The 22,856-nt window shown below is 48.1% G+C and carries 22 protein-coding genes; 18 read left to right on the top strand and 4 right to left on the bottom strand.

Annotated features, from left to right (window positions below; translation table 11 throughout):
- The first annotated feature begins 78 nt into the window (after positions 1–78).
- A complete protein-coding gene (locus tag CI595_RS03880) occupies positions 79–585 on the top strand; it encodes a TRAP transporter small permease (protein WP_095171893.1) in 507 nt (168 codons plus the stop codon).
- Positions 586–3,921: a TRAP transporter large permease subunit gene (locus CI595_RS03875; protein WP_095171890.1), complete on the top strand. Its 3,336-nt coding sequence runs from the start codon at positions 586–588 to the stop codon at positions 3,919–3,921. It abuts the gene before it with no gap.
- Between the two features lie 124 nt (positions 3,922–4,045).
- On the opposite strand, the gene CI595_RS03870 is transcribed toward CI595_RS03875, so the two are convergent.
- The gene (locus CI595_RS03870) at positions 4,046–4,636 is read right to left on the bottom strand and encodes a LysE family transporter (RefSeq protein WP_158661590.1); all 591 of its coding nucleotides are present in this window, start codon (positions 4,634–4,636) and stop codon (positions 4,046–4,048) included.
- A gap of 162 nt (positions 4,637–4,798) precedes the next feature.
- Between CI595_RS03870 and CI595_RS03865 the strand changes: the two genes are divergently transcribed.
- Both CI595_RS03865 and CI595_RS03860 read left to right on the top strand, forming a co-directional pair.
- Complete coding sequence (locus tag CI595_RS03865) at positions 4,799–5,485, top strand: polysaccharide deacetylase family protein (protein WP_095171885.1); 687 nt, start codon at positions 4,799–4,801, stop codon at positions 5,483–5,485.
- Positions 5,486–5,494: 9 nt separating this feature from the next.
- Positions 5,495–6,814 (top strand): replication-associated recombination protein A, encoded by a 1,320-nt coding sequence (locus CI595_RS03860; protein WP_095171883.1) that lies wholly within the window; start codon positions 5,495–5,497, stop codon positions 6,812–6,814.
- Between the two features lie 135 nt (positions 6,815–6,949).
- Here the strand turns inward: CI595_RS03860 and CI595_RS03855 are convergent, their stop codons facing one another.
- Complete coding sequence (locus CI595_RS03855) at positions 6,950–7,462, bottom strand: DUF4364 family protein (RefSeq protein ID WP_095171881.1); 513 nt, start codon at positions 7,460–7,462, stop codon at positions 6,950–6,952.
- Positions 7,463–7,478: 16 nt separating this feature from the next.
- Entirely contained in the window at positions 7,479–8,426 is a 948-nt protein-coding gene (locus CI595_RS03850; RefSeq protein ID WP_095171879.1) for a tRNA modification radical SAM protein MnmL/YtqA, read from the bottom strand.
- Between the two features lie 532 nt (positions 8,427–8,958).
- On the opposite strand from CI595_RS03850, the gene CI595_RS03845 reads away from it, so the two are divergent.
- The 14 genes from CI595_RS03845 (at position 8,959) to CI595_RS03780 (ending at position 22,055) form a co-directional block, all read left to right on the top strand.
- Positions 8,959–9,528 carry a transporter substrate-binding domain-containing protein gene (locus CI595_RS03845; protein WP_162291796.1) on the top strand — a complete coding sequence of 190 codons (570 nt, stop codon included), beginning with the start codon at positions 8,959–8,961 and terminating at the stop codon, positions 9,526–9,528.
- A 407-nt stretch (positions 9,529–9,935) separates the two neighbouring features.
- The gene (locus CI595_RS03840; protein WP_095171874.1) at positions 9,936–10,559 is read left to right on the top strand and encodes a DUF4867 family protein; all 624 of its coding nucleotides are present in this window, start codon (positions 9,936–9,938) and stop codon (positions 10,557–10,559) included.
- A gap of 99 nt (positions 10,560–10,658) precedes the next feature.
- Positions 10,659–12,131 carry an L-fucose/L-arabinose isomerase family protein gene (locus CI595_RS03835; protein ID WP_095171872.1) on the top strand — a complete coding sequence of 491 codons (1,473 nt, stop codon included), beginning with the start codon at positions 10,659–10,661 and terminating at the stop codon, positions 12,129–12,131.
- Between the two features lie 72 nt (positions 12,132–12,203).
- Positions 12,204–13,673, top strand: coding sequence for a xylulokinase (xylB, locus tag CI595_RS03830; RefSeq protein ID WP_095171870.1), 1,470 nt, complete (start codon positions 12,204–12,206; stop codon positions 13,671–13,673).
- 268 nt (positions 13,674–13,941) lie between these two features.
- A complete protein-coding gene (locus tag CI595_RS03825; RefSeq protein ID WP_095171868.1) occupies positions 13,942–14,661 on the top strand; it encodes a phosphatase in 720 nt (239 codons plus the stop codon).
- 135 nt (positions 14,662–14,796) lie between these two features.
- A complete protein-coding gene (locus CI595_RS03820) occupies positions 14,797–15,105 on the top strand; it encodes a YerC/YecD family TrpR-related protein (RefSeq protein ID WP_095172377.1) in 309 nt (102 codons plus the stop codon).
- 596 nt (positions 15,106–15,701) lie between these two features.
- Complete coding sequence (locus CI595_RS03815) at positions 15,702–16,214, top strand: cupin domain-containing protein (protein WP_095171866.1); 513 nt, start codon at positions 15,702–15,704, stop codon at positions 16,212–16,214.
- Between the two features lie 17 nt (positions 16,215–16,231).
- Positions 16,232–16,915 (top strand): 4Fe-4S dicluster domain-containing protein, encoded by a 684-nt coding sequence (locus CI595_RS03810; RefSeq protein ID WP_095171864.1) that lies wholly within the window; start codon positions 16,232–16,234, stop codon positions 16,913–16,915.
- Positions 16,916–16,946: 31 nt separating this feature from the next.
- Positions 16,947–18,281 carry an APC family permease gene (locus CI595_RS03805; RefSeq protein WP_095171861.1) on the top strand — a complete coding sequence of 445 codons (1,335 nt, stop codon included), beginning with the start codon at positions 16,947–16,949 and terminating at the stop codon, positions 18,279–18,281.
- A gap of 38 nt (positions 18,282–18,319) precedes the next feature.
- Positions 18,320–19,021 carry a 4Fe-4S binding protein gene (locus CI595_RS03800; protein WP_095171859.1) on the top strand — a complete coding sequence of 234 codons (702 nt, stop codon included), beginning with the start codon at positions 18,320–18,322 and terminating at the stop codon, positions 19,019–19,021.
- A 266-nt stretch (positions 19,022–19,287) separates the two neighbouring features.
- Positions 19,288–20,001 (top strand): TetR/AcrR family transcriptional regulator, encoded by a 714-nt coding sequence (locus CI595_RS03795; RefSeq protein ID WP_095171857.1) that lies wholly within the window; start codon positions 19,288–19,290, stop codon positions 19,999–20,001.
- 170 nt (positions 20,002–20,171) lie between these two features.
- Positions 20,172–20,636: a helix-turn-helix domain-containing protein gene (locus tag CI595_RS03790; RefSeq protein ID WP_167388441.1), complete on the top strand. Its 465-nt coding sequence runs from the start codon at positions 20,172–20,174 to the stop codon at positions 20,634–20,636.
- Positions 20,596–21,327 (top strand): ABC transporter ATP-binding protein, encoded by a 732-nt coding sequence (locus CI595_RS03785; RefSeq protein ID WP_095171853.1) that lies wholly within the window; start codon positions 20,596–20,598, stop codon positions 21,325–21,327. The genes CI595_RS03790 and CI595_RS03785 overlap by 41 nt, the downstream gene beginning before the upstream one ends.
- The gene (locus tag CI595_RS03780) at positions 21,324–22,055 is read left to right on the top strand and encodes an ABC transporter permease (protein ID WP_095171851.1); all 732 of its coding nucleotides are present in this window, start codon (positions 21,324–21,326) and stop codon (positions 22,053–22,055) included. Before CI595_RS03785 ends, CI595_RS03780 begins: the two co-directional genes overlap by 4 nt.
- A gap of 106 nt (positions 22,056–22,161) precedes the next feature.
- Here CI595_RS03780 and CI595_RS03775 read toward each other — a convergent pair whose 3' ends face one another.
- Complete coding sequence (locus CI595_RS03775) at positions 22,162–22,758, bottom strand: DUF1836 domain-containing protein (RefSeq protein ID WP_095171848.1); 597 nt, start codon at positions 22,756–22,758, stop codon at positions 22,162–22,164.
- Positions 22,759–22,856: the final 98 nt, after the last annotated feature.

Here is a 22,856-nt window from a genome sequence, read left to right as displayed (position 1 = left end):
CTATGCGCTGAATGTACGCGCTGCACGGGCAGATGTGTGCCGAGTTTTTATGTCTGTTATAAAAGAGGAGGAAAAAGGATGAAAGTCTACAAAAAAATCATGGATGTACTGGCTTCGGCTGAGAAGCTGATCCTGGCGGCATCCACACTGCTGATTCTGGTCCTGACCGTGGGAAATGTATTTTCCAGGAAGGTGATACACCGCTCCTGGTCATTTACGGAAGAGCTGGTGGTGGCAGTCTTTGTACTGATCACACTCATGGCAGCGGCTCTGGCCTGCCGGGAAGGAGAGCTGGTAAGCCTGACGCTGGTTACGGACAGGCTGCCAAAGAAGACAAAGAAGCCCATGGTCATTCTTGTGACAGTGCTCTCTGTGGTATTTACGGTCATACTGTTTCGGTACGGTATGGACAAGGTGCTGACACAGCTTGCCAATGGAAAGAGGACCTATGTGCTGAACTGGCCGGAATGGATCTTCTGGTCCTTTGTGCCTATTGGCGCAGTCTTCATGATCCTGCATTTTGTGGAATACTGTATTGATTTCTGCACGGATTTTAAGTTTGTTAAGAGAAAGGGGGAGGCATAAGTGGTAAGTGCGGTTTTATTTATATCTTTTTTTATTTTCTTGATCCTCAATGTTCCGATCGCTATCTGTCTGGGCCTGTCCTCTGTGTGTGCGATCCTGTACTCTGGCACATCCCTGACGATCGTGGCTACCAATATGTATTCCGGCATCAGCAAATTCCTGCTGCTGGCGATCCCGTTTTTTGTCTTGTCGGGAAATATCATGGCCAAGGCCGGAATCTCCAAACGTCTCATTAAGTTTGTCAATACCTGTGTGGGACACAGAAGAGGCGGCATCGCAATTGTGTGCGTTATTGTAGCCTGCTTCTTCGGCGCTATTTCCGGTTCCGGTCCAGCTACGGTGGCGGCGCTGGGCGCAGTCTTAATTCCTGCCATGGTGGAGGAGGGAGGGTTCTCCGCACCGTTTTCCACGGCTATGATGGCAACGTCCAGTTCCATAGCCATTGTCATACCACCCAGTATTGCATTTGTGGTTTATGCTTCCATTACAGGCGTATCTATTGCGGATATGTTTGCAGGGGGGATCCTGCCGGGTATCCTCATGGGACTTGCGCTGATCCTTGTCATCATGATCGAGGTACGCAGAAAAGGCATCCAGCCTACCACAAAAAAGGCGACCTGGGGGGAGAGGCTCCGCGCGTTTGGCGATGCGTTCTGGGGCTTCTTGATGCCGGTCATCATCCTGGGCGGTATCTACGGCGGTATATTCACGCCTACGGAGGCGGCTGCTGTCTCTGTGGTATACGGTCTTTTTGTGGGTATGGTCATTTACAGGGAAGTAAAATTCAGGGATTTGATCGACATTTTCGTGGAATCAGCCAAGACTACCGGCGGTATCATGCTTATCGTGGCTTGTGCGTCCCTGTTTTCCTTTGTCTGCACAAAGTTCGGTATCTCCCAGGCGGCATCCGAGCTGCTGGGCAGTGTGGCCCACAATCAGTTTATTTTCCTTCTGATCGTGAATGTGATCTTCCTTATTGCGGGATGCTTTATTGACGCCAATTCCGCTATGTACATATTTATTCCCATTATGCTGCCGGTCTGCAAGGCTCTGGGATATGATCTGGTAGCCTTCGGTATACTGGCAACGGTCAACTTGGCAATCGGTCAGGTAACGCCGCCTGTGGGTGTCAATCTGTTTGTCGCTATCAGTATTAAGATCAAAAAAGGACTGGAAGTCAGCCTGCAGCAGATCTCCAGGGCGGTTGTGCCTATGATAGCGGCCAGTGTAGCTGTGCTGCTGCTGGTCACATACATTCCGCAGATCTCTGTGTGTCTGCCGAAAGCGTTTGCCGGAAGCTCTTATACGGGAACCTCCAAGCTGAAGGACAATACAGGCAGCACAGCGGGAGACAACAGCTCTGAAGATTACAATGAGATCGGTGACTACAGTGACTTGGGCTGGGAAGAACAGACCTGGAACTTTGCCTGTTCTACCACAGAGACGAGCACGTGGGCAAAAGCCGGGGAACAGTTCGGAAAGCTGATGGAAAAAGCAACAGGCGGAAAAGTACATGTGAATGTCTACGCTGCCGACCAGCTTACCAATGGAAACCAGTCAGAGGGCATCCAGGCTTTGATGAACGGCGACCCGGTACAGATTTCCATGCATTCCAATCTGATTTATTCTGCTTTTGACCCGCGGTTTAATGTGGTATCCCTGCCCTTCATCTTTGATTCTGTGGAAGATGCGGATGCCAGGCTGGACGGTGAGGCAGGAGAGAAGCTGAATGCCCTTCTGGAGGAATACGGGCTGCACTGCATGGGTATGGCAGAGAACGGTTTCCGCCAGCTCACCAACTCTGTCAGGGAAGTGAAAACCGCAGATGATATGAAAAATCTGAAGATCCGTGTGGCAGGTTCCAATCTGCTGATGGAATGCTACAAGAGATGGGGCGCTGACGCCACCAATATGAACTGGTCCGAGACCTATACGGCTCTGCAGCAGAACACGGTGGAAGGCCAGGAGAATCCGCTTCCGGCAATTGATGCGGCCAGTGTCCAGGAGGTGCAGAAATACTGCTCCATGTGGAATGCCAATTATGACTGCCTGTTCTTTTGTATCAACGAGGAACTCTACAGCAGCCTGACACCCAAACAGCAGAAAGTAGTGGACGAGGCAGGTAAAAAGGCGGTTGATTATGAGCGCCATATTAACCGCTCCGGCGATGATGAGATCAAAGAGCGCTGGACAGAGCAGAACGGTGTGGAGATCACAGCCTATGAGGACCTTGATATTGATTCCTTTAAAGAAGCCGTAGCGGACATTCCGCAGTGGTATCAGGAGGAACTGGTCAGTGAAGGATATGATGAAGAGGAGGTGAAAGAGCTGATCGAAGCCTTTGCCGCCAAAACATCAGACGCCTATCAGGTGGAGGACAGAAGCGACCTTGCCTGGGAAGAGCAGACCTGGAACTTTGCCTGCTCCACCACAGAGACCAGCACCTGGGCCGAGGCGGGACGCAAATTTGGTGAAATGATGGAAGAGGCCACAGGCGGTAAGATCCATGTGAATGTCTACGCAGCAGATCAGCTCACCAATGGAAACCAGTCAGAGGGCATTCAGGCCCTGATGAACGGTGACCCGGTACAGATATCCATGCACTCCAACCTGATCTATTCTGCCTTTGACCCGCGCTTCAATGTGGTGTCCCTGCCCTTCCTTTTCGATTCTGTGGAGGATGCGGATGCCAAGCTGGACGGGGCAGCCGGTGAGAAGATGAAGGAAATCCTGGAGGGGTACGGTGTACATTGCATGGGCATGGCGGAGAACGGATTCCGCCAGCTCACCAACTCTGTCAGGGAAGTAAGATCCGTGGATGATATGAAGGGCCTGAAGATCCGTGTGGCAGGTTCCAACCTGCTGATGGAGTGCTACAAGCGGTGGGGGGCTGACGCCACCAATATGAACTGGTCTGAGACTTACACAGCCCTGCAGCAGAACACGGTGGAGGGACAGGAAAATCCCCTTCCCGCCATCGACGCGGCCAGTGTCCAGGAGGTACAGAAATACGGTTCCCTGTGGAACGCCAACTATGACTGCCTGTTCTTTGGCATCAACCAGGAAGTCTATGACAAACTGACTCCCCAGCAGCAGGAGGTTGTGGACGAGATCGGACAGAAGGCTGTCCGGTATGAACGTGAGATCAACCGTGCCGGGGATGATGAGATCCTGAACCGCTGGCAGACAGAAAATGGTATGGACGTGACGGCTTATGATGATCTGGATATTGATTCCTTCAAAAAAGCAGTTGACGGGATCGATGCGTGGTTTATCAAAGAACTGAGATCACAGGGATATGATGACGGCGAAGATTTAGTCAATGCTTTTAAATAACGAAAAATAAGAACTGCCGCTGGTGCCTGCATCCCGGAAAGGGAAGCCGCACCTGCGGCAGTTTTGCTCTGCTCATGAAAAGGAAGGAGATGCCGGCAGAGATAAAATGTTTTGGTAAATTGTTTTACAGAATCAGCTTTACAGAGCAGCGGACAAGCAGCAAAGCTATGACAATATTAAATGCCATATAATATTTGTTGTACCATTTTTGGAAGATACTTCCGATCAAGGCCCAGACCAGATTTCCCGTGGCACCGAAAAAGGTCAGAAAAAAAGCAAAGAAAATCAGCGCCGGGACACTACTCTCGTATGGAAGAACATAGCTGCTCAGGGCAGAGATGCCGTACAGGATGACTTTCACATTGATAAACTGCAGCAGGAAGCCGGAGACGAAGGAAGGGTCTTTTCCCGTGCCGTCATCAGCGCGGACAGGCTTTCTTTTGAGAACGGTAAACGCCAGATACAGGATATAAGCTGCGCCTATGTATTTCAGATAGGGGACCACTCCGGGCAGCAGCCGGCCAAGCCCTACGCTGAAGACTGCACACAGAAGCATAATGGTCAAAAAACCGGTCCATATACCGGTGATCAGTTTCATACTCCGTTTCAGTCCGAATTGTCCTGTGGTACTCAGCAGCAGTACATTATTAGGTCCGGGCGACCAGCCTGTCACCAGGGCGTAGACAGCCAGTGAAGATAATACGTCAAATGTCATGTCAAAGATCCCTCCCTCGGCCTGGATAAACGTTTCTTCGGCCTTCATGAACGTGATAAAATCATTATTTGGATATTTTATCATATTGACCTGGGAAGAGAAAGTCTTTTCACCAAATTCTATACATATAAATAGAAGGAACAGTATGGCCGGAGTTGCAATATGAGCAAAAATAAAATATGGCTCTGCCTGGCAGTCCTTCTGGTTCTGACAGCAGCGGCAGCACTGAAATACAGCACGGATTCTTTTTCAGAGCTGAATATACAGACAGTGGGGGAACTGTCGGATGAGGAACACCCAAAGATTGCGCTGACTTTTGACGACGGGCCGCATCCGGTCTATACCCCGAAGCTTCTGGACGGTCTGAAAGAACGTGGTATCCATGCCACCTTTTTTTTGATTGGAAAAAATATAGAAGGAAATGAGGAGCTGGTCAACCGGATCCAGGAGGAGGGACATCTGATCGGCAGCCACACCTACAATCATGTGCAGCTTAATAAATTATCCGAATCCAAGGCCAGGGATGAGGTGTTAAAAGGCTGCAATAAGATATATGAAACCACAGGCACCTATTCTTCCTTTGTCCGTCCGCCCTACGGTTCGTGGAAAAAGAACCTAGATTTCTGTATCACCATGATTCCGGTATCCTGGAATGTGGACTCCCTGGACTGGAAAACGCAAAATACTGAAAAAATTGTAAAAAGGGTAGTGAAAGATGTGGGGGAAGGTGATATTATTTTAATGCACGATATATTTGACACCTCTGTGGAAGCCGCTCTGCAGATAGTGGATACGCTTACAGAGGAAGGGTACCAATTTGTGACAGTGGATGAACTGTTGCTGGAATAGGAGAAAATAATGGATCTATTTGATTATATGAAAGAACAGACTCTGGAGAATGAGTCTCCCCTGGCCTCCAGGATGCGCCCCACAACGCTGGAAGAGGTGGTGGGGCAGGAGCATATCATCGGTAAAGGGAAACTGCTTTACCGTGCCATCAAGGCGGACAAACTGGGAAGTGTACTTTTCTACGGACCTCCGGGTACGGGAAAGACAACACTGGCAAAGGTTATTGCCAACACCACCAGCGCCCAGTTCCAGCAGATGAACGCAACGGTTGCGGGAAAAAAGGACATGGAGGAAGTAGTGAAAAAAGCCCAGGACTATCTGGGCATGTACGGGAAGAAGACCATTCTCTTTATTGACGAGATACACCGCTTCAATAAAGGACAGCAGGATTACCTTCTGCCTTTTGTGGAGGACGGAACTCTGATACTCATAGGTGCAACCACGGAAAATCCCTATTTTGAGGTCAACAGTGCCCTGATTTCCAGGTCCATTGTCTTTGAACTGAAGCCCCTGGAGCGGGAGGATATCAGCAGGCTGCTGGTCCGGGCTGCAACAGATGTGGAAAAAGGGATGGGGAGCTATGACGTGGAGCTGGAGGAAGATGCCCGGGAATTTCTGGCGGATATAGCAGGCGGGGATGCGCGGGCGGCCCTGAATGCCCTGGAGCTGGCTGTGCTGACCACCGAAAAGGCAGCAGACGGAAAGATCCATGTGACCCTTGATGTGGCTTCCGAGTGTATCCAGAAGCGGGTGGTGCGCTATGACAAGACCGGGGACAACCACTATGACACGGTTTCCGCATTCATAAAAAGTATGCGTGGCTCTGACCCGGATGCGGCAGTCTATTATCTGGCTAAAATGCTGTACGCAGGGGAGGATATTAAATTCATTGCCAGGAGGATCATGATATGCGCTTCAGAGGACGTGGGAAATGCAGACCCCCAGGCACTGGTAGTGGCAGTGGCAGCATCCCAGGCCGTGGAACGACTTGGAATGCCGGAGGCACAGATCACCCTCTCCCAGGCCGTGACCTATGTAGCCAGTGCACCGAAAAGCAATGCTGCCTGTATGGCGGTTTTCAATGCTGCAGAGTCCGTGAAGTCTGTACGCACAACCGTGCCCCCGCATCTCCAGGATTCCCATTACAAAGGGGCCGCCAAGCTGGGACACGGGGTGGGCTATAAATACGCCCATGATTATCCCAACCACTATGTGGAGCAGCAGTACCTTCCTACAGAGATACTGGGCAGCCGGTTTTATGAGCCTACGGAAAATGGGTATGAGAAGAATATCAGGGAGCATCTGGACAGGATCCGCAAAGGCCGGTGACGGGCATACCTCAGGTTATAGCCTGGCGGATGCCGCTCCTACTGGTTCGGACCCGGAAAGAAAAGCCTTCCGGACATGCCCGGCGGGCATTGTGTAACTTATGGCACAGTCAATATGCCATAAGCCACGCAATGCTCACAGGAGCATATCCAGCAGGCTTTCATATACCTGTTTACTTTTATTTTTCCATGCCGCGCACAGCGCCTCTGCGGCTTCTTTTGTGGGCACGGTCAGTGTCATATCTATGAGAGGGATATCACGTTCCTTTGCCTGACAGCGGACAAGATAACCCTCCTTATCACTTTTGTAGTAGTCAGCCATGGCGGAGCGTTCCTCCTTCAGTTCCATGGAGTTCTCCTGGAAGAATTCCCTGATATCCTTTTTTATATCAGCGGAAACCTCCTCCCCAAAGTATTCCAATGTCTGATTCCCCGAATCTGTAATCTTCAGATAAGAGGCATTGCGCACAGTCTCGGAGCGCACCAGACCCGACTCGATCAGCTCAGAGATTGCCTGCTGGAGATGAAAGTAGTTGGTATATCCTTTGTCCAGTATAAATCCGGATATCTGCGCGTTGCTCAGTGGGAAATCCACTTTTTGCAGCATGTACAGTATTATCAGTTTGTATAAAGTGAGTGGTTCAGCCATAAAGAATCCTCCTTTTTCATGCCCTCTTGTGTACATTGGAATCTGTGTAAAGCCGTCCCTGGTAAGCGCCTCGGACCTTACATTCATGATGCAGGGTGTTGAGGACTGTCTTCTTGGCGCTGCTCCAAAGCGGCGCTAAAAGAAGTTCTTTGGGCCCATCCCCGGTAAGTCTGTGAATGACAATGCGGGGGGACAGGTGTTCCAGGCAGGCTATGACAAGATCTATATATTCCTCCATTGTATATACAGAGAATCTGCCGTTCTCATAATCCTCTGCCAAATCTGTGCCTTTCAGGACATGCAGAAGCTGCAGCTTGATTCCCTGGATATCCTGTGTATTCAGATAGGAGATGGTCTCCAGAATATCATCCTTAGTTTCGCCGGGAAGTCCCAGAATGGTGTGCACGATCACTTCCAGATCCCGTGCCCTCAGCTTTTGTACTGCATCCTCAAAAACAGAGAGGGGATAGCCCCTTCGGATATAAGCCGCAGTGCTGTCATGCATGGTCTGCAGTCCAAGCTCCACCCATACAGGCTTCTGCTCATTCAGATCAGCCAGCAGATCCAGCACATCCTCACCCAGACAGTCAGGCCGGGTCCCAATGGACAGTGCCACAATATCGGGATGGGAAACTGCCTCCGTAAAAATTTTCCGGAGATATTCCACGGGTGCGTAAGTATTGGTGTATGCCTGAAAGTATGCAATAAAGTGGCCGGCATTCCTTTTGCTGCGTATTTTAGCGGCCTGTTCATCAATCTGCTGAGTGACAGACAAATCCCTGTCGCCGGCAAAATCCCCGGAACCTCCCGCGCTGCAGAAGATACAGCCCCGGCTGCCCAGAGAACCGTCACGGTTAGGACAGGTCATCCCTCCGTTCAGAGCTACCTTATATACTTTCTCCGAAAACCGTTCCTTCAGCATATGATCAAAAGAGTGATAGGGTTTTCCATTCCATGCATTCATATCCAGAGACCTTTCCGTTGTTAGCTGTAACAGTTCTATATTTTCACAGTTACTGTTTGCTTTCTATTATCATACCAAAAGGAAAAATCTTTTACAAGTAAAAAAACAAACGTTCGTATTTCGGTATCTGATATCCGTTACTGTACACAGGTCACTGTACCGGGAGGCGTTTTCATGCCGGAAGAATGAAAATCCCGAGGCAGCCAGCGCGATATGGGGCAGAATGCTCCATATCTGTGCATCGCGAAGCGTGTTACTGGACACGGAGTGTACAGTAACTGATATCCGGTTACTGTTCATAGTATCCTCCCGGGACATTGGATCGTGAACCGTAACGATATCCGGCTCCAGCCCCATTTTCTTAAAATTTCCACAGCCATTTGACAAAAAGAAGCAGGCATGTTATGTTTTTTTACGTGGATATGTTAAAATGCCGGGCAAAAGCAGACTGCCTCCGGACAGCCGCAGAGCCTGCACAAACCTACCATTTATGATATTTTTATAGAAAGCAAAGAAAATGAGGTGGTTATCATTGAAGAAAAATAAATTTTGCCGTATCGTCTGTGTTCTGGCCGCAGCCATCCTGACAGCCGCAGCCCTGACCGGATGCGGAACCCCAAAAGACTGTGAAGGTGAGGGAAAGATCACAACCATAGAAAAAGGCGTCCTGAAAGTAGGCATACATTTAGACGACGGTTCCATGGGTTATGTAGAAGAAAGCACAGCGAAACCGGCAGGCTTCGCCCCGGAGACAGCCGCCAAGATAGCAGAAAAACTGGGTCTGACCCTGGAAATCATAGACACAACAGAAGAAAACCTCTTAAATTCCTTAGATGCTGACCTATATGACTGCGTCATTACCGTAGGCACCACGGACTGGAACCAGGAACACTATTCCGCCACCAAACCCTACGCCGACGTCTCCGGCATCCAGGACAAACTGGGCAAAAAAGCCGCTTACCCCAAACTTGCCATATTCGGCAAAAAAGGCACCTGCCTAATCCCCGCCATCCAAAACCAGGCCCTAACCCCCCTGATAAAAGACGGCACCCTAACAGAAATTTCAAAAAAATACTTTGAAAAAGACATCATATTAAAATAACCGGACAAGACAGAACTCAGAGGACTGAATTCTGTCTTGTTTTTTGCCCTTTATCCCACTTACAAAAGTGACATGCTTTTCACTACCGGCAGAGAACGTCAGGGAGGAGGGGCGGGGTGTGGATATTTGTGGCAGCGAGGTTAAGTGGAAGGATCTGTGAGATCCACCAATTACGGAGACTTAGGCGTGAGCCCCACTGGGCGAACGTCTTAGCCGCAGTTATTGGTTAGCTCACAGGTCCTGAAACGTCGAGCGGCCACAAATATCCACACCCCGCCCCTCCTCCCGTCCCCCCCTCCAAAAAAACATTCACTTTTTTAAAAAAACATCTTGATTTTTCCCTCCGTCAATGGTAGCATAAACATATAGTTTAATGGATAAACTAATTCCCAAGGAGGTCAATTCCCATGAAAATCTTAAACGTCAGGGATGCCCGGTTCAAGGCCTATGGTAAGGTCGTGGAAGGTCTTGATGTGAGCAGTCTTCTGAAAGCACTGGAGGAAACTCCGAAGCCGGACGATGTCATCTACGTTGCATCAGATGAGAAGCTGGAAGCCTGTGAATGTGCTGAGAAAATTGCTTATAGCCTGTTCGGCGGAATGCCCATTCAGATTGGCTACTGCAATGGCAGCAACTACCTGCTGAACGCTGTGGAATACCACAGAGACAGTGAAGTGAACGCAGCGCTGACAGATTTGATCCTGATCCTCGGAAAAGAGCAGGACATCGAAGCAGACAATACATACGACACATCGAAAATGGAAGCATTTTTAGTACCCGCAGGAACCGTGATCGAAGTTTACGCAACCACCCTGCACTATGCCCCATGCAATGTAAACGGAAATAAATTCTGTACTGCAGTGATCCTTCCAAAGGGGACCAACACAGACGCACCTGCCGTGCAGAACAACACCGTTGAGGATAAGCTCCTCTTTGCCAGAAATAAATGGCTGATCGCCCACAAGGACGCCAAGATCGAAGGCGCGTTCGAGGGACTGATCGGTGAGAATCTGTCTGTAAAAGACTGTTAATCTCGCTTCATCATATGAGCAGACAGCGGAGCGGATCGCGGATATCCGTTTTGACTTGAAAGAAAAACCAACCAATATAAAATCAGGAGGATTAAGATTATGAATTTAACAAACATGCCGGAATTAAAACTTGGTATTGTGGCTGTAAGCCGTGACTGTTTCCCCATGTCTCTGTCTGAGAACAGAAGAAAAGCGGTAGCAGCCGCTTACAAGGGTGAAATCTATGAATGTCCCACCGTTGTAGAGAGCGAGACTGACATGCAGAAAGCTTTAAAAGAACTGCGTGAGGCCGGATGTAATGCACTTGTTGTATACCTGGGCAACTTCGGACCTGAGACAGAAGAGACTCTCCTGGTAAAATATTTCCACGGACCGTCTATGGTAGTAGCCGCTGCTGAGGAGAGAGGCGACAACCTGGTTCAGGGCCGCGGAGATGCATACTGCGGAATGCTGAATGCAAGCTATAACCTGAAACTGCGCAACTTAAAAGCATATATTCCGGAATATCCGGTAGGAACTCCGGAAGAAGTGGCGGAGATGATCGCTGAGTTCGCACCTATCGCCCGTGCGCTGGTAGCTGTGAAAAACCTGAAGATCATCAGCTTCGGACCCCGTCCCACAAACTTCCTGGCATGTAATGCACCTATCAAACGTCTCTATGACCTGGGCGTAGAGATTGAAGAGAATTCTGAATTAGACCTGTTCGAGGCTTTCAACAACCATGCAGACGATCCGAGAATCGCAGATGTTGTGAAAGAAATGGAAGCGGAACTGGGCGAAGGCAATATGAAACCGGAGATCCTGCCTAAACTGGCTCAGTACGAGATCACTCTCCTTGACTGGGTTGAAGCTCACAAGGGCAGCAGAAAATACGTGACACTGACCACAAAATGCTGGCCTGCATTCCAGACTCAGTTTGGATTCGTGCCTTGCTATGTAAATAGCCGTCTGACAGGCCGTGGTATTCCCGTATCCTGTGAAGTAGATATCTGGGGAACCTTAAGCGAGTACCTGGGAACTGTTATCAGCCAGGATGCCGTTACGCTTCTGGACATCAACAATACCGTTCCGGCTGATATGTATGAGACAGAGATCAAAGAAAAATACAACTATACACATAAAGATACTTTTATGGGCTTCCACTGCGGCAACACAGCATCAGGAAAACTTTCCTTCTGCTCCATGAAATATCAGATGATCATGGCAAGAACCCTGCCGGAAGAAGTGACACAGGGAACACTGGAAGGAGATATCATGCCCGGTGATATCACATTCTACCGTCTCCAGAGCACAGCAGACTGCAAACTGCGCGCTTATATCGCACAGGGCGAGGTTCTGCCGGTTGCAACCCGTTCCTTCGGAGCCATCGGTATCTTCGCAATTCCGGAGATGGGACGTTTCTACCGTCACGTGCTGGTAGAGAAGAATTACCCGCATCACGGCGCTGTAGCTTTCGGACACTTCGGAAAAGCACTGTATGAAGTATTCAAATACTTAGGCGTAGAAGTGGAAGAGATCAACTATAATCAGCCAAAGGGTGTTCTGTATCCTACAGAAAATCCATTTGCTTAAACCATAGAGCTATTTACTGACAAAATTCAGGAGGCTGCCCGAAAGAGCAGCCTCTAATAAGGAGAATATAGCATGTTATACATTGGCGTGGATTTAGGAACTTCTGCCGTAAAGCTGCTTTTGATGAACGGCGAAGGCAAAATAGAAAAGATCGTTTCCAGGGAATACCCCCTTTCCTTCCCTCATCCCGGCTGGTCTGAGCAGAAGCCGGAGGACTGGTGGAAAGAGAGCCTGGAAGGGATCAGGGAACTGACTGCAGACTGCGACAAGAGCCAGGTGGCAGGCATCAGCTTTGGCGGACAGATGCACGGTCTGGTTATTTTAGATGAGCAGGACAATGTGATCCGTCCGGCTATCCTGTGGAATGACGGAAGAACAGGCAGGGAGACAGACTATTTGAACCAGGTGATCGGAAAGGATAAACTGTCCCAGTATACAGCAAACATTGCATTTGCCGGATTTACCGCACCTAAGATACTTTGGGTAAAGGAAAATGAACCGGAAAACTTTAATAAGATTAAAAAAATCATGCTTCCAAAAGATTATCTGGCATACAAACTGTCCGGTACACACTGCTGTGACATGTCAGATGCCTCCGGTATGCTGCTTCTGGATGTAAAGAACCGCTGCTGGTCAAAAGAGATGCTGGATATCTGCGGAATCACAGAAGAACAGATGCCAAAGCTTTTTGAAAGCTATGAGACAGTAGGCACACTGAAGCCCGAACTTGCAAAGGACCTGGGCATCCCGGCTTCCTGCAAGATCGTGGCAGGGGCAGGCGACAATGCAGCCGCAGCGGTAGGTACAGGAACCGTAGGGGACGGCATGTGCAATATTTCCCTTGGGACCAGCGGTACAATCTTTATCTCCAGCAAAGAGTTCGGCGTGGACCCTAACAATGCCCTTCATGCCTTTGCCCATGCAGACGGATGCTATCATCTGATGGGCTGTATGCTCAGCGCCGCGTCCTGTAACAAATGGTGGATGGATGAGATCATCGGAACTAAGGACTATGCAGAAGAGCAGGCAAAGATCCAGAAACTTGGCGAGAATAATGTATATTTCCTGCCATACCTGATGGGAGAGCGTTCTCCGCACAACAATCCAAATGCCAGAGGTACTTTCATTGGTCTTACTATGGACAGCACAAGAGCGGATATGACGCAGGCCGTACTGGAAGGTGTTGCTTTTGCCATCCGTGATTCTTTTGAAGTCGCAAAATCCCTTGGCATTAAAATTGAGCGCACAAAAATCTGCGGCGGCGGAGCAAAGAGCCCGCTGTGGAAAAAGATGATCGCCAATATTTTAAATATCAAGGTGGATGTCATCGAATCCGAGGAAGGCCCGGCTCTGGGCGGCGCCATGCTGGCCGCTGTGGCAAACGGGGAATTTGCTTCTGTTGAGGATGCAGCCGCTAAGATCGTGAAGGTTACAGGCACCGTGGAGCCGGAACCGGAACTGGCAGCAAAATATGAGGAAAAATACCGCAAGTTTGCAAAGATTTACCCTACCGTAAAAGATCTTTTCAGTGAGATCATTTAGACAGATCCAATTAAATAGCCAGGCGGGCAGGAAACAGCCGTTTGGCGAGACACAGCGATAACTGCTGTCACAGGGCATGACAAGTCCGTGACAGCAGTTTATTTTTGCCTTAAAATGCCTCCGCCTTTCCTCTGTATAGCAAACAATGCTATTATTGTTGCTTTTCCACGGCAAAGTGTGATATACTGTCACAGTGAAATTGTGTGATGGATCTTTTACATAGAAAGCCGGTATTATATGTTTTCTATTCAAATATGAGGTGAAGAAAATGAAATACGTTCTGGATGTACATACTCATACCCTTGCCAGCGGACACGCATACAATACGATCCGCGAGATGGCAATGGCTGCTTCCGAAAAGGGGCTGGAACTGCTGGGAATCACAGAGCATGGGATTGCCATGCCAGGCACCTGCAATGCATTTTACTTTGATAACACAAAAATGCTGAACCGCAGCATGTTCGGAGTGGAGATGCTGTTTGGTGTTGAGGCGAACATTATGGATTATGACGGGAAACTGGATATGGAAGAACGTCTTATAAAGCGGATGGATGTGGTCATTGCCAGTATGCATATCCCCACGATCAAACCGGGAAGCAGAGAGGAGAATACCCATGCCTATCTGGGAGCTATGAAGAATCCTTATGTGGATATTATCGGGCACCCTGATGACGGGCGTTATCCCGTAGATTTCCTGGCACTTGTGCAGGCCGCCAAAGAGCATCATGTCCTGCTGGAGCTGAACAACAATTCCCTGGACCCCCGCTGCAGCAGGGAAAACGGGGAGGAGAACGTGAGGACCATGCTCCGTTACTGTATGGAATATCAAGTTCCCATTGTCATGAACAGCGATGCCCATGTGGATGAACTGATTGGCTGCCGCTGTTATTCAGAAAAGATTGTGGAGGCCATGGAGTTTCCGGAGGAGCTGATCGTGAACCGTTCTGTAGAAGAATGGAAGAAATATGTGCACAAATACAAAAATTAATAAAAATTTAATAGTTTAGTGCAAAAAAATCGCACAAGACTGCTTTACTTTAAAATTTTAGTGTGCTACTATATATACGGGTGATGTGTTACTACACTTGGGGTGAAAACTAAACAATAAGGAGAATGTATGTATATGAGCAAGAAAATTCATACGGAGGCAGTAGACTCCCTGTTTGATGCTGTCCTCAGTTTAAAGAACAGAGAAGAGTGTTATCTCTTTTTTGAGGATGTGTGTACAATAAATGAGATCCTTTCCCTTTCACAGCGCTTTGAGGTTGCCAAGATGCTGAAGGATAAGAGAACATATCTGGATATCTCTGAGAAGACAGGAGCTTCCACAGCTACGATCAGCCGTGTAAACAGAAGCCTGAATTATGGCAATGACGGTTATGAGATGGTCTTTGAGAGATTAGCCAACAAAAAAGATGAAACAGAAGAATAAAAAGATGAGGCCGGAACTTTGAAAAAAGTTCCGGCCTTTCTGCATTCAGCTATTAAAAAAACTTCCGACGGGGACGGGAGGCACCATATATGTTACTGTTCACAGTATACTAAAAACGCAGCTCTTTGCACAGTACCGCGCTTCGCGATGCATAGATATGGAGCATTCTGCCCCATATCGCGCTGGCTAACTCGGGATTTTCATGTTTTTGGCATGAAAATGCCTCCCGGTACAGCGGCCTGTGAACAATAACCCATATATGTTACTGTTCATCTCGTGTCCAACAACGCGCTTCGCGATGCACAGTTCTGCCCTTTAGGGTACAAAATGCAATAAATTGCATTTTGGCGCTGGCTAACTCGGGATTTTCATGCTTTTGGTATGAAAACGCCTCCCGGTACAGTGGCCTGTGATCAGTAACCCATATATACTTTAGTGAAATAAAAAGGCAGTGTTTTACTTGACACCACTGAACATGTTCAGTATAATATAGACAAGATTCGACTGAACGCGTACAGTGAAAGAGAAGGCAATTAAATTCCAGCTCTTTTCCGGAAGTGCACACCGGGAAAGCGCTGCATATGGGAGGTAAAAAAATGGGTAATAGGAAATGGGAGCATCTGATCATTTCTCCGGATTATGTACCGCCGGTCATGGACGATGTAAGGGACGACAAAGGAGATATCAAGACGGGAAGAACACTGGGGCAGACATACAGCTCTTCGGATCTGTTTCCGGATTGTAAGGTGAACATGAGCCTGTCTTGGTTCTATGAGATTCCCAATAAGAATCCTTATGTGGATGAACATGTTCATGATGTGGATGAGCTGGTATTTTTCATGCCGAATTACAACGGCGTGGGGGATGACATCAACGCAGTGTGGGGGGAAGCGGATTTTTATATTGACGGAGAACCCTACACCATTACGAAAAACACATGTATCTACTGTCCGGCAGGGGTAAAACACTGTCCGATCGTTTATAAAAAGATCATCCGTCCTCACTGCTTTATGACCATTCTGCTCACCAGTGAATATGTGAGAGAGCAGGCCGGCAAGATCGTAAAGAATATTGGCGGAAAGTTTATTGAGGTAGGAGAGGGAAAGTAGACAAGGGGAACATGCGTATGGAAGAAAAAGAGATTTTATGGGGCCTTACGGATGCTGATTCCATGGAGGAAATAAGGGAGAAGGCATTTGCGCTTATCGGAAAGATTCGTTTTATGCCTGCGGCAACGGTGAATGAGGGACAGCCTGAAAACAGGATCCTGGATTTCAACCGTTTGAGCGATGGAAATCTGTATTTTATGACATCCAAGGGAAAACCCACATATGAACAGCTTTGCAGACGTCCTCAGCTTGTGATGAATACGCTGATCGACGAGCGGTATTCCCTGCGTCTGAGTGCCTGGGTCAGCGAGACAAAAGACCAGGCGGTATGGGATGAATTTTTTACATTAAATCCCGGCACAAAAGAAATGTACCGGAAAAATTTTGATATCGTGGCACTTTATAAAATTGACAGAGGGGAAGGGGAAATCTTCCACCTGTATGCCAACGAGAGAATACGCCGCCTGCGTTTTGCGTTTGGCGGGGAAGAGATAAGACCTATGACCTACCGCATTACAGAGGAATGTGTGGGCTGCGGGGTCTGTCAGGAAAACTGTGTAGAGCGTGCCATCCATCAGAAGGAAGACGGGAAATATTACATAAAAGAGATGGACTGCGACGACTGCGGTATCTGTTACACCAAATGTCCGCAGGCAGACACGGCACTGATCTGCCGTTTGAAGGAAAAAGGGGAAACTTGAGGTTTGGGATGCGTGTGAGAGGTGAAAAATTATGGCTAAAACAAATGCTGATGGTTCAAAAAGTTTAGGCCGCGGTGATCTGCTTGCGATTGCGATCGGCAACGTGATCGGCGGCGGTGTTATGACAATGACAGGCCTTGCCATTGGAATTACGGGACGTTCTATTGTCCTGTCTTATATTATCTGTGCGGTTATGGTGACCATTGTGGCTCTGCCGCAGTTCTTCTTATCAGGAACGATCCGTATGAACGGCGGTTTTTATACGCAGGCGGCTATGTTCGGCGGCAAGTGGTTTGCGGGCTTGTATTCTGTGGTATTTGTCAGTTATTTCTTCGGTGCGACTATGTATTCCGCATCTTTTGCAGACTACGTGCTCTCTGCATTTCCGGAGATTAACGGCAAGCTGGTTGCTTTTGCGATCCTGACCATATTTGTGGTTTTGAATCTCTGCGGTATCCAGGTGGCGGCAAAAGTACAGTATGCATTGGTGATCATTCTGGTTATCGCATTGCTTGTGTTTACAGGGTTTGGTATTATCCATCTGGAACCGGGGTATTTTGATGAGAACCAGTTCTTTACAAGCGGATTTACAGGTGTGATGTCCGCAGCAGCACTGCTGTCCATGGCGACCAGCGGCGCAACCTTTATTATCAATATGAGCCGCGAGGCAAAGAATCCGAAAAAAGATATTCCGTTTTGTATTGTTGTGGGTACTGTGATCGTTACACTTCTGTACATCGGTGTCGGTGTAGTTGCAGCAGGTGTGTTCCCGGTTGAACATGTAGCCGGTCAGAACCTTTCTAAGGTGGCAAGGGAAATCCTGCCTACCCCGCTGTACATATTCTTCATCGTGGGCGGTGCCATGGTGGCTTTGGTCACATCCCTGAACGCGAACTTGGGATGGCTGCAGGCGCCTATCGCACAGGCTGCAGAGGACGGCTGGTGGCCTAAGATCTTTGCGAAACGTAATGAAAAATTCGGTACGCCTCATTATATCATCCTGACCATTTATGTGCTCTGCTCTGTTATTATATTGAGCGGCATGAATGTGGGAGACATTGCAAATATCGGAAATACTTTGGCTAACTGTGTACAGGTTATCCTGTGCCTGGCAATTATCACTATGCCTAAGAAAATACCGGAGATTTGGAAGCGCTCTCAGTTCCATATCAATGACAAGTTATACACATTTTTATGTGTGATGGGTGCCATTGTCAGCGCGGCATTTGTATACTATGAATGTCTGGAAATCCACATGAATTATGTGATTGGAATTTTAGTTTATCTGGCTGTTGCATGTATTTACCCGTTGATCCGCCAGAAGTTCCATAAGGTGGAGATTGAGGTAAGCTACGAGGAAGCATAGAGGATACCAAAGATAAAACGTGATTGGGAGGAATTATAATGTCAGATTTTAATCCGGCTCCGGCTTTGGGGCTGACAGAAGAAAGTTCCAATGAAGAAATAAAAAACGCAGCCTTTCAGTTTGTACATGAAGTGGGCTATATGGTGTTCGGCACAACTGCGATCGATGGGAAAATGCCTACAGCCAGAGGTCTGGAGGTGCACTATCTGGATGATGCAGGCAACTTTTATATCGGTATTGCAAAGGGAAAACCCGTGTATTATGAGCTTCAGAAAAATCCTTACGTGGTGGGGACCATTATCCGCGATACGGTGAAACGCTTATCTGCAAGTGTCAGGCTGAGTGCCCATGTGACAGAGATTGAACCTGAAAAACATCCGGAGATTTATACAAAATACTGGGAGCTGAATCCCGGGACCAAGGCACTGTACAGGAAAGACCTGGATATGTTCCGCATATTCATACTGGACAGCGGAGAAGGCGAGATCTTCCACCTTCCGGATGATGATATTGTCTGCCGCCTGCGTTTCTGTTTCGGCGGTGCGGAAGTACGTCCCTGGGCTTATGTGATCGATCAGGAGCGCTGTGTAGGATGTGGTACCTGCGAGGAGGCTTGTATGGAGGATGTGATCCATCCTACGGCTGACGGCAAATATGAGATCAAACATTTTGGATGTCTGGAGTGCGGACGCTGTGCCATGAACTGTCCGAATGATGCCATAGACTGCAGCTGCAAGTAAGAGAATACAAGCATTTGGCTGAAATAAAGGATCAAGCGGGAATCTCTCTGCCGAGGCAGGGAGATTTTCCGATTCAGGGCAGAAAAAACAGTTGTTGCCCGGTCTTTTGTGCGTTTGTGGGGGATGCGCAGCTGCGGTAGATCCCCTTAAGGAATCTAACCATGAAATTTAACTAAATGACATTGCGGAGTGAACAGTAACGCAGGGGCAGTAAAGAGGTGGAAAGTGGACAATAATGGTTGACTTCTAAAAACAGGACTGCTATTATGGGAGTGCTGGAATATTTAAGAAAAGTCGAGGAAATATTTATGGGAGCAGCTGCAGGGGAAGGGAAAAAACAGGAAAACAAGAAAGAAGAGATTCTGAACGTATCCCGGAAATTTTTTATAGAGCAAGGATATGAAAAGACAAGTATGCGGCAGATTGCGGCTGCCGCGGATGTGAGTCTGGGGCTGGTAGCCTATCACTTTAAGACAAAACGTGACATTGCGCTGGAGATTGTACAGCGGATGTACCACCGGTTTGCTGCCTTTGCAAAAATGTATGTGAACCGGCACAGAAACCCCATCTTATACTCCGGGCTTCTGGTCAATCTGAATTACATGGTGTTATCCTCAGAAAAATATGAGGCCTTCTACAGAGATATACTGCGCAATGACATACTGCTTGATGTGATAGCTAAGTCAGGCGTGGAGACTTATATGAGTATCCGTGACAATTACAGACAGGATCTGTCTGATGAGGAAGCGGAGAAGATGGGATGGTACGGCAATTTTATTTCCGTCAGTATGGAGCGGACACTGGTGCTCTATGATGACAGCCTGGAGATGATGGAGGGAAGCATACCGGACGTGATCTTTAAGTCCTATATGGGCTTGTGGAGATTTCCCGATGTGGATCGGATCATGGATGAGGTCTGTATTGAGAGCCAGAAACTGGCAGAAAAGATCCTGAGAGAGCATCCGGAGATATACGGGTAGATTTAGGGATATGGGAGAGGCATGGAGAGGCTGCTGAGATTTGGGCAGTCTTCCCATACCTTTCCTTTTTTTGTTAAAAAGGCAACTGAAAATAACAGGATCTGTTAAGACAGATTGGTAGAACTATATGGATTCAGGGATTATACTGGATAGAAAGGAGTGTGAAAAATATGATTTCTGCGAATTTGAATACACTGCGCAAACAGAGGGGTTACTCCCAGGAGGAGGTAGCCGAGAAAATAGGAGTTTCCCGCCAGGCAGTGGCGAAATGGGAGAGCGGGGAGACGATGCCGGATTTGGATAATACCATGGCGCTTGCCGAGCTGTATGGGGTAAGTTTAGATAATCTGGTGAATTACCAGGCAAAAAAAGAGGGACTTCAGATACCGCCAAAGGGAAAACATGTATTTGGTTCTGTAAATGTTGGGGAGCGGGGACAGATCGTCATACCTAAAAAAGCGAGGGATATTTTTCGGATCAAACCCGGGGACAGTCTTCTGATACTTGGGGATGAAGAACAGGGGCTTGCCATGGTGAAGACGGAAGTTTTTATGACGTTGGCAAAAGAGATCCTGGAAAAGGGAGGAAGATTTGATGAAGGCTATCGAGACGAATCATTTGACAAAGAAATATAAGGACGTGACCGCTGTGGACGCCCTGTGTCTTTCTGTGGAACAGGGAGAGTTATTTGCACTTCTGGGTGTCAATGGAGCGGGAAAAACAACCACCATCAAAATGTTATCCTGCCTCACTGCGCCCAGCGGGGGAGACGCTCATCTTTTGGGGGACAGTGTGGTGACTGCACCTATGAAGGTGAAGGGAAAAATCAATCTTTCCCCCCAGGAGACAGCAGTGGCCCCCAATCTGACCGTGCGGGAAAATCTAGAGTTTGTCTGCGGTATTTACGGGATCGGAAAAGCGGAGGCTGGTGCTAAGGCAAAGGATATGATAGAGAGGTGCAGTCTTGGGGAAATTGCGGGAAAAAAGGCCAGGATGCTTTCCGGAGGGTGGCAGAGACGGCTTTCTATTGCTATGGCGCTTATCTCAGAACCGGAAATTCTCTTTCTGGATGAACCTACACTGGGGCTTGACGTGCTGGCAAGAAGGGAACTGTGGGACATGATTGAAAAATTGAAGGGGAAAGTGACAGTGGTGCTAACCACCCATTATCTGGAGGAGGCGGAGAATCTTTCCGACAGGATCGGTATTATGGCCGGGGGCAGGCTTTTTGCTGTGGGGACAGCAGAAGAACTGACAAAAAAGGCGGGTAAGGAAACATTTGAGGAAGCGTTTGTTGTGTTGTGCAGAGGAGGTGGTATATCATGAAAACAATGGCATTTGCGTCACGTAACGCGAAGGAGATCCTGAGGGATAAAACGAGCCTGGGATTCGGCATTGGGTTTCCTGTGATCCTGCTGCTGCTTTTGTCTCTTATTGGGGCAAATGCTCCGGTGGATATGTTTCAGATAGATAAGCTGACGCCGGGGATCGCTGTGTTTGGGATGTCATTTATATCGCTGTTTTCCGGTATGATCATTGCAAAAGACAGAACGAGTTCCTTTATTATGCGGCTGTTTGCCTCACCAATGGGGGCAGGGGATTTCATTGCGGGTTATACGCTGCCGCTGATCCCAATGACAGTAGTACAGGTATTGATATGTTTTGCGGCTGCAATGATCCTCGGACTTTCCCCCAGTTTCAATATTCTGCTGACTGTGTTGGTCTCCATACCGGCAGCACTGTTGTTTATTGGAATTGGCCTGTTGTGCGGCAGTGTGTTTAATGATAAACAGGTGGGCGGTGCCTGCGGCGCACTGCTCACCAACCTGAGTGCATGGCTTTCCGGGACCTGGTTTGATCCGGCTATGGTTGGCGGTGTGTTTGAAAAGCTGGCTGAATGCCTTCCGTTTCTGCACGCTGTGGACGCGGGAAGATATGCGCTTGCAGGGGAATACAGCAGGATCATGCCGGAACTTACATGGGTGCTGGCCTATGCGGCTGTGGTGGACGTGATAGCTGTGCTGGTGTTCAGACATAAGATGAAAAGTGAATAACAGATAAAAATGCTGCTTTGGGGCCTGTCCCCTAAAGCAGCATTTTGATTGTCTGTGACGTTGGAAAGCACTGAAGCCACAGCATGTGTGCGGAGCGTGCTTTTTACTATTTTTTTGGTTCGGCCATGTCATCAATGAGTTTTTCAATCACTTGTTTTTTCAGATATACGTCAAAGCTGAGCATACAGATAAACGCGAATTTTTTTAGAAAATCCTGGTTTTCTTCCTCTGCATTTTCGTAGGAATCACAAGCCATCTTGTATTTGCGGACAATGTCCTTTGTCAAAGGGTCTATCTGCTTCAGCTCCAGGTGCATGATCTCTTCATATATGTCCGTCAGGCTCATCTCACCGTTATGATTGAAGTATTTTTCGGTGAGCGGCCCCAGAAGAACCTGGATATCGCTGATAGACAGAATGTTTTTAAAATAATAAATAAAGGTCAGCATCAGCAAATGTTCTTTTGTGTATTTCTTCTTCACCGGCGGGGGGAGAAGGTCGTTCTTGGCATAGTTGTTTATCATGGTTTTGGTCAGGATCTTGTCGTCCGTGTGGCGCTTGGAAGCGGCCAGTTGACTCTCCATGAATGTGGTTACCTGATTCATATATAAATCAATGCCCGGAATTTCCTCAGGCTTTATATAGTCAATGCGGGAAATACTAGCCAGAATACTGTTCAGCATGTCTTTTGTATCAATTGTCATCTCATCACCTCTACGCTCTATTATATAGTTTTAAATACTATTTGTAAATGGATTTTTCTGAAAACGGCAGAAATCCCCGGCAAACGCTTGCCTGCCCC

The sequence above is a fragment of the Blautia hominis genome, from assembly GCA_002270465.1.
Classification (GTDB): domain Bacteria; phylum Bacillota; class Clostridia; order Lachnospirales; family Lachnospiraceae; genus Blautia; species Blautia hominis.
Note: the sequence above shows the minus strand (reverse complement) of the source record. Positions and strands in the feature narration are given on the sequence as shown.